The sequence below is a fragment of the Protaetiibacter mangrovi genome (assembly GCF_024752305.1).
GTDB lineage: Bacteria > Actinomycetota > Actinomycetes > Actinomycetales > Microbacteriaceae > Homoserinibacter > Homoserinibacter mangrovi.
The window spans coordinates 133,777-147,575 of the sequence record NZ_JANTHX010000008.1; the positions used below are offsets into that span (position 1 = coordinate 133,777).

12 protein-coding genes are annotated in these 13,799 nt (G+C 71.6%); 8 read left to right on the top strand and 4 right to left on the bottom strand.

All coding sequences use genetic code 11. From position 1 onward, the window contains the following. Positions 1 to 22 precede the first annotated feature (22 nt). Positions 23 to 1,549, bottom strand: coding sequence for an amino acid permease (locus tag NUH29_RS11945; RefSeq protein WP_258799400.1), 1,527 nt, complete (start codon positions 1,547 to 1,549; stop codon positions 23 to 25). Between the two features lie 191 nt (positions 1,550 to 1,740). Between NUH29_RS11945 and NUH29_RS11950 the strand changes: the two genes are divergently transcribed. The 5 genes from NUH29_RS11950 (at position 1,741) to NUH29_RS11970 (ending at position 6,780) form a co-directional block, all read left to right on the top strand. Further along, positions 1,741 to 3,105 carry a glutamine synthetase family protein gene (locus NUH29_RS11950; protein WP_258799401.1) on the top strand — a complete coding sequence of 455 codons (1,365 nt, stop codon included), beginning with the start codon at positions 1,741 to 1,743 and terminating at the stop codon, positions 3,103 to 3,105. A 63-nt stretch (positions 3,106 to 3,168) separates the two neighbouring features. Continuing rightward, the gene (locus NUH29_RS11955) at positions 3,169 to 3,921 is read left to right on the top strand and encodes a gamma-glutamyl-gamma-aminobutyrate hydrolase family protein (protein ID WP_258799402.1); all 753 of its coding nucleotides are present in this window, start codon (positions 3,169 to 3,171) and stop codon (positions 3,919 to 3,921) included. Beyond that, on the top strand, positions 3,921 to 5,285 hold the full coding sequence (locus NUH29_RS11960; protein ID WP_258799404.1) for an aldehyde dehydrogenase family protein: 1,365 nt from the start codon (positions 3,921 to 3,923) through the stop codon (positions 5,283 to 5,285). Before NUH29_RS11955 ends, NUH29_RS11960 begins: the two co-directional genes overlap by 1 nt. Further along, positions 5,282 to 6,070, top strand: a complete 789-nt coding sequence (locus NUH29_RS11965; protein WP_258799405.1) for a 3-oxoacyl-ACP reductase — start codon at positions 5,282 to 5,284, stop codon at positions 6,068 to 6,070. Before NUH29_RS11960 ends, NUH29_RS11965 begins: the two co-directional genes overlap by 4 nt. Then, a complete protein-coding gene (locus tag NUH29_RS11970; protein ID WP_258799406.1) occupies positions 6,070 to 6,780 on the top strand; it encodes a FadR/GntR family transcriptional regulator in 711 nt (236 codons plus the stop codon). Before NUH29_RS11965 ends, NUH29_RS11970 begins: the two co-directional genes overlap by 1 nt. An 11-nt stretch (positions 6,781 to 6,791) precedes the next feature. Here the strand turns inward: NUH29_RS11970 and NUH29_RS11975 are convergent, their stop codons facing one another. From NUH29_RS11975 to NUH29_RS11985, 3 genes are all read right to left on the bottom strand, one after another. After that, on the bottom strand, positions 6,792 to 7,541 hold the full coding sequence (locus tag NUH29_RS11975) for a hypothetical protein (RefSeq protein WP_258799407.1): 750 nt from the start codon (positions 7,539 to 7,541) through the stop codon (positions 6,792 to 6,794). A 115-nt stretch (positions 7,542 to 7,656) separates the two neighbouring features. Beyond that, complete coding sequence (locus tag NUH29_RS11980; RefSeq protein WP_258799408.1) at positions 7,657 to 8,124, bottom strand: hypothetical protein; 468 nt, start codon at positions 8,122 to 8,124, stop codon at positions 7,657 to 7,659. Beyond that, entirely contained in the window at positions 8,124 to 8,312 is a 189-nt protein-coding gene (locus tag NUH29_RS11985) for a hypothetical protein (protein WP_258799409.1), read from the bottom strand. The genes NUH29_RS11980 and NUH29_RS11985 overlap by 1 nt, the downstream gene beginning before the upstream one ends. 138 nt (positions 8,313 to 8,450) lie before the next feature. Between NUH29_RS11985 and NUH29_RS11990 the strand changes: the two genes are divergently transcribed. The 3 genes from NUH29_RS11990 to NUH29_RS12000 are packed head-to-tail and all read left to right on the top strand — an operon-like array spanning position 8,451 to position 13,764. Next, positions 8,451 to 9,008, top strand: a complete 558-nt coding sequence (locus tag NUH29_RS11990; protein ID WP_258799410.1) for a TetR/AcrR family transcriptional regulator — start codon at positions 8,451 to 8,453, stop codon at positions 9,006 to 9,008. A gap of 8 nt (positions 9,009 to 9,016) precedes the next feature. Beyond that, on the top strand, positions 9,017 to 11,965 hold the full coding sequence (locus tag NUH29_RS11995) for an MMPL family transporter (protein ID WP_258799411.1): 2,949 nt from the start codon (positions 9,017 to 9,019) through the stop codon (positions 11,963 to 11,965). Next, positions 11,962 to 13,764, top strand: a complete 1,803-nt coding sequence (locus tag NUH29_RS12000) for a YhgE/Pip family protein (protein WP_258799412.1) — start codon at positions 11,962 to 11,964, stop codon at positions 13,762 to 13,764. The genes NUH29_RS11995 and NUH29_RS12000 overlap by 4 nt, the downstream gene beginning before the upstream one ends. The last annotated feature ends 35 nt before the right edge of the window (positions 13,765 to 13,799 follow it).

Genomic DNA, 13,799 nt, shown 5'->3' on the forward strand with positions numbered 1-13,799 from the left:
GGGGCCCTCTCGTCGGGTACGACTAGGCCGTCGGCTCCCCGCCGATGACCTCGCTCTCCATGGCGTCGTAGCCCTCCTTCTGCGGGTCGCCGTGCAGGCCGCCCGACAGGGCGTACTCCTCCTCCGGGGAGAGCACGAGGCGGGTGCGTCCGAACAGCGCGAACAGCAGGATGCCGACGACGAACACGATGAGGATCGCGATGATCGCGGGCCAGAACGCCTGGTTGATGGCGAAGCCCACGAAGATGAGCGCCGCGATCAACCCGGCGACGACCGCGCCCGCGATGCCCACGGGGCTCTTGTAGGGGCGAGCGGCGTTCGGGAACTTCCTGCGCAGCACCACGAACGCCACCATCTGCAGGAAGTACGAGATCACCGCACCCCAGACCGCGATGTTGAGCACGATCGCGCCCGCCGGGCTGGTCGCGCCGCCTGTGGCGTCGACCACGACGAGAGCGACGAAGCCGATCACCGCGCCGATCAGCAGGGCCACCCACGGGGTCTGCCGCTTGCCGGTCAGCGAGAGGAACTTCGGGTAGTAGCCGGCCCGCGACAGCGAGTACATGTTGCGCCCGTAGGCGTACATGATGCCCTGCAGCGAGGCGAGCAGGCCGATGAGGGCGAACGCCGCGAGCAGCGCCGCGACGCTGTCCGGAAGGAACGCGCGGAAGCCGTCGAGCAGCGGCTCGCCCGAACCCCCGATCGCCTCGGAGCCGGTGACGCCCGGGTTGATCACGAGCACCAGCACGCCCAGGATGACGAGCGTGATCATGCCGGTGATGCCGGCGCGCGGGATGTCCTTCGCGGGGGAGTGCGACTCCTCGGCGGCGAGCGGCAGCTCCTCGATGCCGAGGAAGAACCACATCGCGAACGGCAGAGCGAACAGCACGGCGGGGAAGAAGCCGAACGGCAGGAACTCCGTGTTGCCCTCGGTCGGGGCGATGTCGAACAGCTTGTCGAACGAGAAGGTGCCCGAGGCGAGCGCCATGACGAAGAAGACCACCAGGATCGCGATGGAGACGATCGCCACCACGAGGGCGAAGCGGAACGAGATCGCGGCGCCCGCGGCGTTCAGGGCGATGAAGACGACGTAGAGGATCGCCCACCACACCCACGGCGGCAGGCTCACCCCGAACAGGCCCGAGGTGACCCCGTCGGCGTAGGCGGCCGAGAAGTACACGACGACGGCGGTGGTGGCGACGTACTCGATCGTCTCGGCGAGACCGGTCACGAACCCGCCCCACGGTCCCATGGCGCTGCGTGCGAAGGAGTAGGCGCCGCCGGTGTGCGGCATGGCTGCGGCCATCTCGCCGATCGAGAACAGCATCCCGAAGTACATGACCACCACGATCACCGTGGCGATCAGCATGCCTCCCCAACCGGCGGAGCCGATGCCGAAGTTCCATCCCGAGAAGTCGCCCGAGATGACCGCGGCGATGCCGAGGCCCCACAGGCCCCAGACGCCTGCCGTGCGCTTGAGCTTGCGCTTCTCGAAGTACTCCGCGCCGGCGGCGGTGTAGCTGACGCCGGCCACAGTCTTGTCTGCCATCACGGTCCTTCCACAGTGGGGGAGTGGACACGCCAGGACTCCGGCGTCCACGCTTGGGGTCGAGGATGGCGCTAATTGGTACTCCGTGTCTACCTTTGGATGTAAACATCTCGTGACGCGGTGCGAGGGAAACTCGACGCCGCCTAGGCTGTAATGGTCGGGTCGAGGGCCGATTCGACGAGGGGAGAGTCATGGCGGTGCGCTCCGGAAACCTCGAGCTCGGCGAGCTCGAGGGTCTCATCGCGGCGGAGGACGTCGACACGGTGATCGTCGCCTTCCCCGACATGCAGGGGCGGCTCGTCGGCAAGCGGGTCTCGGCGCGGCTGTTCCTCGACGACGTCGCCGCCCACGGGGCCGAGGCCTGCAACTACCTCATCGCCGTCGACGTCGAGATGAACACCGTCGACGGCTACCGTCTGTCGAGCTGGCAGACCGGCTACGGCGACATGGTGCTGAAGCCCGACTTCGACACCCTGCGACTCATCCCGTGGCTGCCGGGCACCGCCCTCGTGATGGCCGCGCTGCACAACCTCGACGACACCCCCATCGTGCAGAGCCCGCGTGCGGTGCTGCAGGCGCAACTCGACCGGCTCGCCGCACGCGGCCTGACCGCCTTCGTCGGCACCGAGCTCGAGTTCATCGTGTTCGACGACAGCTACCGCGAGGCGTGGGCGAAGGGCTACCGCGACCTCACCCCGGCATCCGACTACAACATCGACTACGCCCTGCTCGCCTCCACCCGGATGGAGCCCCTGCTGCGCGACATCCGCCTCGGGATGGAGGGGGCCGGCATGTACTGCGAGGGCGTGAAGGGCGAGTGCAACCTCGGGCAGCAGGAGATCGCCTTCCGCTACACCGAGGCGCTCGCGACCTGCGACAACCACACCATCTACAAGAACGGTGCCAAGGAGATCGCCGACCAGCACGGCAAGGCGCTCACCTTCATGGCGAAGTTCAACGAGCGCGAGGGCAACTCGTGCCACATCCACCTCTCGGTGCGGGATGCCGACGGCACCCCGGTGATGGCGGGCGACGGCGAGCACGGCTTCTCGCCCCTCATGCGGCACTGGATCGCCGGCATCCTCGCGACGATGCGCGAGCTGACGCTGTTCTCGGCGCCGAACATCAACTCGTACAAGCGCTACGCGGAGGGCAGCTTCGCGCCGACGGCGGTGGCCTGGGGTCTCGACAACCGCACGTGCGCGCTCCGCGTCGTCGGCCACGGTGCGGCGCTGCGCGTCGAGAACCGGGTGCCGGGCGGGGATGTGAACCCCTACCTCGCCGTCGCCGCGATCATCGCGGGCGGGCTCCACGGCATCGAGAACGAGCTCGAGCTCGAGGAGGTCTTCACCGGCAACGCCTACGGCTCGGATGCGCCGCGCGTGCCGTCGACCCTGCGCGAGGCGGCCGAGCTGTTCGCCGCCTCGACGGTGGCGCGCGAGGCGTTCGGCGACGAGGTCGTCGACCACTACCTCAACAACGCGCGCGTCGAGCTCGCCGCCTTCGAGTCGGCGGTGACGGACTGGGAGCGGGTGCGGAACTTTGAGCGCTTCTGATGACTTCGCTCCAACCGACGGCCGAGACGGCCGTCGGCGCTGGCGTCGCGGCGGAGGTCAGAAATGACCTCCGCTCCCAGCTCCAGCGCGCCCCTCATCGGTCTCACCACCTACCTCGAGCAGGCGCAGACCGGGGTGTGGGATGTGCAGGCCGCCTTCCTGCCGAAGGTGTACTTCGAGGCCGTCTACCGGGCGGGCGGCATCCCGGTGCTGCTGCCGCCGCAGCCGGTCGACGGCGGGGTCGTCGACGCCGTGCTCGAACCGCTCGACGGGCTCATCATCACGGGGGGCAAGGACGTCGACCCGGCACGCTACGGGCAGCAGCCGCATCCGACCACCGACACGCCGCGCCTCGACCGCGACGCCTGGGAGGACGCGCTGCTGGTCGGCGCGATCGACCGCGAACTGCCGTTCCTCGGCATCTGCCGCGGATTGCAGGTGCTCAACGTGACGCGCGGCGGCAGCCTCATCCAGCACCTGCCCGACGTCGTCGGCTCCACCCGCTACAACGCGGGGGGAGGGGTGTTCACCGTGAACGAGGTCGCGATCGACGGCGGCACGAAGCTCGCCGAGCTCGTGCCGGACGCGACGGCCTCGGTGAAGAGCTACCACCACCAGGCGATCGACGAGGTCGGCGACGGGCTCGTCGTCACGGCGCGCAGCGACGACGGCGTCATCCAGGCGGTCGAGTTGGCCGAGCACCCCTTCGGCGTCGCCGTGCAGTGGCATCCGGAGGAGGATGCCGCCGAGGACGCCCGGCTGTTCGCCGGGCTCGTGGATGCGGCGCGCGTGCATCGTGCCGCGAAGGAGCTGTGATGAGCACCACCCTCATCGACCCCGCGACCGAGCAGGTCATCGGCGAGGTCGAGCACACGAGCCTCGAGCAGGTCGACGCGGCCGTCGAGAAGGCGCGGGTCGCGCAGCGCGCGTGGGCCGCGCTCGCCCCCGCCGACCGGGCGCTCGCGCTGCGACGCTTCGCCGAGGTGGTGAACGCGCACGTCGAGGAGCTCGCGCTGCTCGAGGTGCGCAACTCCGGGCACCCGATCTCGTCGGCCCGCTGGGAGGCGGGGCACGTGCGCGACGTGCTCAACTACTACGCCGGGGCGCCGGAGCGTCTCATCGGGGCGCAGATCCCGGTCGCCGGCGGCATCGACGTGACCTTCCACGAGCCGATCGGCGTCGTCGGCGTCATCGTGCCGTGGAACTTCCCCATGACGATCGCCTCGTGGGGCTTCGCGCCCGCGCTCGCGGCGGGCAACGCCGTGCTGCTGAAGCCCGCCGACTGGACGCCGCTCACCGCCATCCGCCTCGGCGAGCTGGCGCTCGAGTCGGGGTTGCCCGAGCACCTCTTCCAGGTGCTGCCGGGCCGCGGCTCGGTCGTCGGCGAGCGCTTCGTCACGCACCCGCACGTCGGCAAAGTCGTGTTCACCGGATCGACGGAGGTCGGAGCGCGGGTCGCGGCAGGATGCGCCGAGCGGCTCAAGCCCTCCACCCTGGAGCTCGGCGGCAAGAGCGCCAACATCGTCTTCGCGGACGCCGACCTCGAGCGCGCCGCGGCGACCGCCCCGGGCTCGGTGTTCGACAACGCGGGGCAGGACTGCTGCGCCCGCAGCCGCCTGCTCGTCGAGCGCCGCGTGCTCGACCGCTTCCTCGAGCTGCTCGAGCCGGCGGTGAAGTCGTTCCGGGTGGGCGCGCCCGCCGACGAGGCCACCGAGATGGGGCCGCTCGTGTCGTCGGCGCACCGCGACGCGGTGGCGTCGTTCCTCGACGACACGGTCGACATCGCGTTCCGCGGCAGCGCCCCGGGCGGTCCGGGATTCTGGTTCGCACCGACCGTGGTGCTCGCAGACCGAGACGCCCGCATCGCGACCGAGGAGGTGTTCGGTCCGGTGGTCGCCGTGCTCCCCTTCGACGACGAGGCCGACGCGATCGCGCTCGCCAACTCGTCGATCTACGGCCTCTCGGGCTCGATCTGGACGAACGACCTGGGGCGCGGCATCCGCGTCGCCCGGGGCGTGGAGTCGGGCACGATCAGCGTCAACTCGCACTCCTCGGTGCGGTACACGACCCCCTTCGGCGGGATGAAGGCATCCGGGCTCGGCCGCGAGCTCGGACCGGATGCCGCGCTCGCCTTCACCGAGACCAAGAACGTCTTCTTCGCATCTGGGAGCACCTCATGACCATCGATAGGATCGACCTCACCCAGCGCCTCGCCGGGCGCGTCGCCGTCATCACGGGCGGCGCGAGCGGCATCGGGCTCGCCACCGCCAAGCGCTTCGCCGCCGAGGGCGCGAAGGTCGTCATCGGCGACCTCGACCCCTCCACCGGCGCGGCCGCGGCGGAGGCGGTCGGCGGCCTCTTCGTCCCGGTGAACGTCGCCGACAAGGACCAGGTCGACACCCTCTTCGACACGGCGGCGGCCGAGTTCGGCTCGGTCGACATCGCCTTCAACAACGCCGGCATCTCGCCCGCCGACGACGACTCGATCGAGACGACCGAGCTCGACGCCTGGGACCGGGTGCAGCTCGTCAACCTCACGAGCGTCTACCTGTGCTCGCGCGCCGCGCTGCGTCACATGGTGCCCGCCAGTCGCGGCTCGATCATCAACACGGCGTCGTTCGTGGCCGTGCTCGGCTCCGCCACCTCGCAGATCTCCTACACGGCCTCGAAGGGGGGCGTGCTGGCCATGACCCGCGAGCTGGGCGTCCAGTTCGCCCGCCAGGGCATCCGCGTGAACGCCCTGTGCCCCGGACCGGTCAACACGCCGCTGCTGAAGGAGCTGTTCGCCAAGGATCCGGAACGGGCGGCCCGCCGCCTCGTGCACGTGCCGGTCGGCCGCTTCGCCGAGCCCGAGGAGCTGGCCGCGGCGGTCGCCTTCCTCGCGAGCGACGACGCGAGCTTCGTGACGGCGTCCACGTTCCTCGTCGACGGAGGCATCAGCGCCGCCTACGTGACGCCGCTGTGATGGAGGAGAACTCGCTCGTCCACGAGCTCGTCTTCCGGCCGGTGCGGTCGGGCAACTCCCTCGAGGACACGGTCTCCCGGCTCATGCAGACGATCCGCCTCGGCGTCGTCGCCCCCGGCGGCGCGCTGCCGTCCGAGCGCGAGCTCGCGGTGCGCTTCTCGGTCAGCCGCGACACGGTGCGCGACGCCATCAGGGAGCTGGCGGATGCGGGGTATCTGACGGCGCGCCGCGGACGCTACGGGGGCACCTTCGTCGCGAACCCGCTGCCGACCTCCGGCACCACCACGCCTCCGGCCGCAGGCGAGCTCGACGACCTGATCGGCATCCGCGACGTGCTCGAGGGCAGCGCGGCCCGTCTCGCCGCGGCGCGCGAACTCGGCGCGCCGCAGCGCGCCGGCCTCTGGAGCCACCTCGCGGAGGTGCAGGCGGCGGGTCCCGACGACTACCGCCGCCTCGACTCGCGCCTGCATCTCGGCATCGCCGAGCTCGCCGGCGTCCCCTCGCTCGTCGCGCTCATCGCCGACAACCGCACCCGGGTCAACGAGCTGCTCGACAGCTTCCCGCTGCTCGCCCGCAACATCGAGCACTCGAACCGCCAGCACGAGGCGATCGTGCTGGCGATCCTCGCCGGGGATGCCGCGAGCGCCGAGGAGGCGATGCGCGAGCACCTCGAGGGATCGGCCGCGCTGCTGCGCGGCTTCCTGGCCTGAGCCGGGCGGCCCTACTCGGCGCGGCGGCGGAGGCGCGCGGTGACGATGAGGCCGGCCCCGAGCAGGAGGGCGAGTCCTCCGATCACGCCGCCGACGATCGCGGCGCCCTGGTCCACACCGGTCTCGGCGAGCTGGGGCGCGGCGGCGACCACCGGATCCGGGCAGGTCACCGTGGTGCCGAACGAGACGCCCTCGACGGTGTACCCGCTCGCGTTGCTGTAGAAGCCGACCCAACCGAGGAACGACTCGGAGTCGTCGGTCGGAGGAATCGTCACGGTCAGCGTGCCCGAGAGCCCCTCGGCGTCGGCGGCGACCGTGTAGTACTCGCCGTCGGTGCCGTCGCCGTCGATCGTGAGGACGCCGTCGCCGTCGAAGGTCGCCGTCGACTCGGCATCGCCGTTCGCGGGAACGCCCACGTAGAAGCCGTCCTCGGTCGAGCCGTCGTCGCCCTGGATCGTCACGCTGAACGAGTCGACGGTGCGTGTGCAGTCCGCCGCCAGCGTCGGCAGTACGGGGGCGTAGCCCTGGAGCACGTAGCTGCTGGAGACGACGCCCCAATCCACGACCGAGGGGAAGACCGCCGGCCCCTCCGGCTCCCACGGGGTGTAGGTGCCGTAGACGAAGTTCGCGCTGGTGACGTGCACCACGGTGGCGTCGGTGACGTCGACCTCGGTGATCGTGTCGGCGTGCGCGGGCGCGGCCACGGCGAGCGAGGCGAGGGTGAGCACGGCGGTGGTGGCGAGCAGGCTGCGGCGGCGCATGGGCGTCCTTCGGGAGGTCGGCCGGGGCCGACGAGACGATCGGGTGGAGGCGCGGCACCGATGGTGCGGGGCGTACCGCTTCTCCGAGACTAGCGGTACGCGACCGCCCGCCGCGTCAGCTCGCGGGCGGGGTCTTCGGGGTGCGCGGCTTCGCGGCGGGCTTCGGCGCGGACTTCGCGGCCGAGGTCTTCGACACCGGAGGCTTCGCATCCGGAAGCACCGCGGTGGTCGCTGTATTCGCGTGGGCGGAGGCGGGCTTCGGGGCGGGGGTCTCCGCCGCGGCGGGAGCGGTCGCGGGCGTCGGGGCCGGAGCGGCGGCGGGTGCCGTCGTCGGGGCGGCGGCGGCGGGTGCGGGTGCCGGCGTCGGCGCCTCGGGCTTGTAGGACCGCGTCTCGCCGGCCGGAGCCTCGGGGGTGTGGGCGTCGACGTACAGCTGTGCGGCCTTGGTGGCGACCAGCAGGAACCGGACGAGCAGCACGAGCACCCCGACGAGCGCTCCCGCGATCACGAGCCAGCCGACGACCTGGGCTGCCGCGCCGAGGAAGCCCAGGAAGCCCCCGAAACCGTGTCCGAATCCGTACATCACCACTCCAGTTCGTTGTTCTTCTGGTCTTCGATCACCGTGCCGACGGCGACGGCGACCGAGCACGCCCAGCCGATCCACATGAGGATGAGACGCCAGTCGCGCGGACCCTTGCGGGTCGACTGGATCACGCCGACGGCCCCGAAGAGGGAGCTGAGAACGCTCGTGTTGAAGATGAACTTGCGCACGGGACCCTCCTTCGGCCTCCGTCCACGCTACCCCGCGGATGTCGGATACGTGTCGGGAGGATGGGGATTGGCTGAGGGTTCACCCCGAGTTTGACCGATCGGTCAGATGTTGACCGATCGGTCAGTTACCGTCGGACGGTGACCACAGCATCCGAACTCCGGGATGCCGCGCTCGAGGAGTTCGCCTCGGCCGGCTACACCGGCACCTCGATCCAGGCGATCGCCGATCGTGCCGGCGTCTCGAAGGCGAGCGTGCTCTACCACTACGCGTCCAAGGAGACCCTGCTCGACGCCGCGCTGAGCCCCGCGATCGATGCGATCGCGCAGATCCTCCCCGGCACCGCGATGCTCGCCCGCACCCCGGTCGAGCAGCGGGAGTTCCTCGAGGGCTTCGTCGACCTGCTCATGCAGCACCGGCTCGCCGCGCAGATCTTCATCACCCAGTCCGGCGCCCTCGTCGACGTGCCCGTCGTCGCCCGCGCCCAGGAGCTCATCCAGCAGATCGCCGACGCGCGCCCCCAGCGCTCCGTCGACGACCAGGTGCGCTTCGCGGTCGCCCTCGGCGGCGCCGCCTACCTGCTCGCCCAGACCGGGCACCTCGGGGTCGACGACGCCCCCGCGGACGACGTCCTCCGTGACTCGCTCATCCGCATCCTCGGCGAGCTGCTCGCCCCCGTCGTCGCCACGCGCGCCTAAGGAGCCCCATGGCCATCCTCCTCTCCCGCATCGGCCGTTTCGCCTACCGGCGGGCGATCCCGGTGATCATCGCCTGGATCCTGATCGCCGCAGGCACCGTCGTCGGCGGGCTCGCGCTCGGCGGTCAGATGCAGGACTCGTTCAAGATCCCGGGCACCGAGTCGCAACAGGCGATCGACCGGCTCGCCGCCGTGTTCCCGCAGACCGCCGGAGCGAGCGCCCAGCTCGTCGTCCACTCGACGGACGCTCCGATCGCGCAGCTGCAGGGCGACATCGAGTCGGTCGTCGACGAGCTCGGCGACGTCGACGGGGTCGAGAACGCGGTGTCGCCGTTCAGCGAGTACGCGACCGAGGCGATCAGCGACGACGGCATGACCGCCGTCGTGCAGGTGCAGTTCTCCCACTCGAGCGAGGAGGTCGCCGACGACACCCTCGACGCCGTGCAGCGGATCGGCGACGAGCTCGCCTCCGACACCGTTCAGGTCGAGTACGGCGGCCAGGTGTTCCAGAAGTTCCACATGGGCATCTCGATCATCGAGGTGATCGGCGTGCTGTTCGCGGCGGTCGTGCTCATCGTCACCTTCGGCTCGCTCCTCGCGGCCGGCCTGCCGCTCATCTCGGCGATGCTCGCGCTCGCCGTCTCGATGGGCGGCATCCTCGGCCTCGCCGCCTTCACGACGCTCTCGACGACCACGCCGATGCTCGCGCTCATGATCGGCCTCGCGGTCGGCATCGACTACGCGCTGTTCATCCTGTCGCGGCATCGCAGCCAGCTCGCCCACGGGGTGGATCCCGAGGAGTCGGCGGCCACGGCCGTCGCCACCGCGGGCGGCTCCGTGGTGTTCGCGGGGGTGACCGTCATGATCGCGCTCGCGGGGCTGCTCATCGTCGGCATCCCGTTCCTCGGCATGATGGGCGTCACCGCGGCCTTCGCGGTGCTCATGGCGATGCTCGCCGCGCTCACCCTGCTGCCCGCGATCATGGGTCTGCTGAAGGGGCGGCTCGCGCCGAAGCCCGGCTCGCGTGCCGCGCGTCGCGCCCACCACGACGACGAGGCGGCGCACGCGACCGAGGTGCCGGATGCGGATGCGGGTGGGGATGCCACCCCGGCGAAGCCGCGCCGCAAGACGCTCGGCGAGCGCTGGGTCGCCCTCGTGCTCAAGGCGCCGGTCGTCTTCATCCTCGGCGTCGTCGCGCTGCTCGGCGTCGCCGCCGTGCCCGCGACCCAGCTCGCGCTCGCCCTGCCCGACGGCGGCTCGCTGTCGGAGGAGGAGACCTCGCGCCGCGCCTACGACCTCATCGCCGACGCGTTCGGACCCGGCCGCAACGGCCCGCTCGTCGTCACCGTCGACATCACGCAGACCACCGAGGTGCTGGGCGACCTCGACGCGATCGCCGCCGAGCTGGCCGACGTGCCGGGCGTCGCCTCCGTCGGCACGCCCATCCCGAACCCGACCGTCGACACGGCGATCATCCAGGTGATCCCGACGACCGGGCCGTCCGACCCCGAGACCACGGCCCTCGTGCAGCACATCCGCGAGCTCGCCCCCTCGATCGAGCAGGAGTACGACACGGCCATCGCCGTGACCGGCTCGACCGCCGTCGCGATCGACGTCTCCTCGCAGCTCGACTCCGCGCTGCTGCCCTTCGGACTCGTCGTCGTCGGGCTCTCGATCGTGCTGCTCATGATGGTGTTCCGCTCGATCGTCGTGCCGATCAAGGCCGCCGCCGGCTACCTGCTGTCGGTGCTCGCCTCGTTCGGCATCGTCGTCGCGGTGTTCCAGTGGGGCTGGGGTGCCGACGCGCTCAACGTCGTGCCGGGGCCGATCCTCAGCTTCATGCCGATCCTGCTGATGGCGATCCTGTTCGGGCTCGCCATGGACTACGAGGTCTTCCTCGTCTCGGGCATGCGCGAGGCGCACGTGCACGGGGCGACCCCGAAGCAGGCGATCTCGCGCGGCTTCGCCGGCGCCGCCCGCGTCGTGACAGCGGCCGCCCTCATCATGTTCTTCGTCTTCGCCGCCTTCGTGCCGGAGGGTGCGTCGATGATCAAGGTGATCGCACTCGGGCTCGCCGTGGGCGTCGCGATCGACGCGTTCCTCATCCGCATGACTCTCGTGCCCGCGGTGATGGCGCTGTTCGGCCGCGCCGCCTGGTACCTGCCGAAGTGGCTCGACCGCATCCTGCCGAACGTCGACGTCGAGGGCGAGGGGCTGCGCGCCCACCTCGACGACCTCGCCTGGGCGCAGAGCCGCGTCGCCGACGGCGACGCCGTCACCCTGCAGGGTCTCGTCGGCGGCATCGGCGACACCCGCGTCGGGCCGTACGACGGGCGGGTGCCCGCCGGGTCGATCGCGCTCGTGGGCGGCGACGCCCCGCGCCGTCGGATGCTGGCCGCCACGGTCTCCGGACGCCTGCCCGCCGTCGGCGGTCGCGCGCAGGTCGCCGGACGTCCGCTGCCGAGCGAGGCGGCGCAGGTCTCGCGCCGGGTGTCGTTCGCCGAGTTCGGCGGAACCGCGCGCGAGGGCGAGCTGCCGCTCGGCGAACTGCTCGAGGAGCGGCTGCGCTACACGGGCCGCTGGTATCGCACCTTCACGGCCCGCAGCCGCGCCCGCGCCTGGGTCGCCCGCATCCACGACGTGGTCGGCGCCTCCGGGTCGGCCGTTCCGATCGGCTGGAACACCTCGCTCGCGGCGCTCCCGCCCGTCGAGCGGGCCATCGCGATCCTCGGCATCGCGCTCAGCGAGCGCACCCCGGTCGTCGTGGTCGACTCGGTCGACCCGCTGCCCGGGTCCGACGACGGCGCCGCCTTCCTGGTGGCCGTCGACCGGCTCGCGCCGCCTGCGACCACCGTCGTCATCGGGGCCGCCGACGCCCACCGCGTCACCCCGCCCCTCCTCTCCCGTCCCGTCGGGCACTACCGGCCCGCCGACCTCTCCGAAGGAGCCTCGCGATGAGCACCCTCGACCCGACCATCGACCCGCGACCGCGGCGGCGCTGGGTGCGCGTGCTCGCGATCGTCGCGGCGGCCGTCGTGCCGCTCGCCTTCGCCGGCCTCACCATGGCGGCGCTCAGCGACACCGGTGACGGGATCGACCGCATCCCCGCCGCGATCGTGAACGAGGACGAGATGGTCACCCAGACCGCCGCCGACGGCACCGAGACCAAGGTGCTGGCCGGCCGACTGCTGGTGACCCAGCTCACCGGCTCCGACTCGCCCGGCATGGACTGGCAGCTCTCGAACGCCGACGAGGCCGCCGACATGCTCGCCTCCGGCGAGGTGTACGCGGTGCTGACGATCCCGTCCGACTTCTCGGCATCCGTGGTGTCGCTCTCGAGCACCGACCCGGTTCAGGCGCAGCTCTCGCTCGAGACCGACGACGCCCACTCCTACCTCGCGGGCACCGTCGCTCAGTCGCTCGGCGACGGCATGGTGCGCACCTTCGGCTCGAAGCTGACCGAGCAGTACATCTCGGGCATGTACACGCAGTTCGGCACGATCGGCGAGGCGTTCACCCAGTCGGCGGACGGGGCGTCGCAGCTCTCGGACGGCGCGGCGCAGGCGGCGACCGGTGCTCAGCAGTTCGCGGACGGGGTCGACCAGTACACCGACGGCGTCTCGGCGCTCTCGTCGGGCCTCGGCCAGCTGAACGCGGGCGCCGGGCAGCTCGACCAGCTCTCGGCGGGGGTCGCGCAGTACACGGGCGGCGTCTCGCAGCTCTCTGCCGCCATCGCCGCGCAGACGGCGATCATCGCCGACCCGGCGGCCGACCCGGTCGCGAAGGCGACCGCCACCGCGACGCTGCAGGCGCTCTCGCAGCAGCTCGCCCAGACGGCGGCGGGCGGATCCCAGCTCTCCTCCGGCGTGACGAGCGGCATCGACGGCATCCAGTCGGGCATCTCGCAGAGCGCCTCCGGTGCCGCGAAGCTCGCCGCGAACGGCGGCTCGCTCGACTCGGGGGCGCAGAGCCTCGCCGACGGCAACGCGCAGCTCGCGTCCGGTGCGACCCAGCTCGCCGACGGCCTGCGGCAGGGCGCCGACCAGCTGAACGGCGCATCCGATACCGACTCCTCGGATGCCGCATCCGTCGCCTCCGACCCCGTCGGACTCGACGTGACGACCGCGAACGCGGTGACCCAGGTGGGCCAGGTGATCGCCACCTACTTCGTGCCGCTCGGGCTCTGGGTGGGCGCGCTCGCGACGTTCCTCGTGCTGCCGCGTCTCAGCCGTCGCGTGCTCGCGTCGACCGCCGGCTCGAGCCGCGTGCTCGGCTCGGAGGTCGTGCGTGCGGGCGCCGTCGCGGCCGTGCAGGCGCTGCTGCTCGTGCTGCTCATGCACCTCGTGGCGGGCGTCGCCTGGTCGCTGCTGCCGGCGACGCTCGGGCTCTCGCTCGTGGCCGCGCTCGCCTTCACCGCGTTCCACCAGCTGCTCACGGTGGGCCTCGGCCGGGCGGGGCTCGTGATCTCGCTGCTGCTGCTCTCGCTGCAGATGGCCGCGGTCGGTGCGATCGTGCCCGCCCAGGCGCTCGCGGGGCCCTTCACCTGGCTCGGCCAGTTGATGCCGCTCGGCTGGGCGACGACGGGTCTCCAGCAGATCGTCGCGGGAGGCGACGCCGGACTCGCCATCGGCAGCACGCTCGCGCTCGCCGCGTTCGGTGCGCTGAGCCTGCTCGCGAGCCGCCTCGTCATCCGTCGCGCCCGCCGCGCGAGCGTCATGCGGATGCTGCTGCCCGCCGCCGCCGCGGCCGCTCGCTGATCCCTTCTCCCTCAGAAATGCGGGAGATTCTGCGG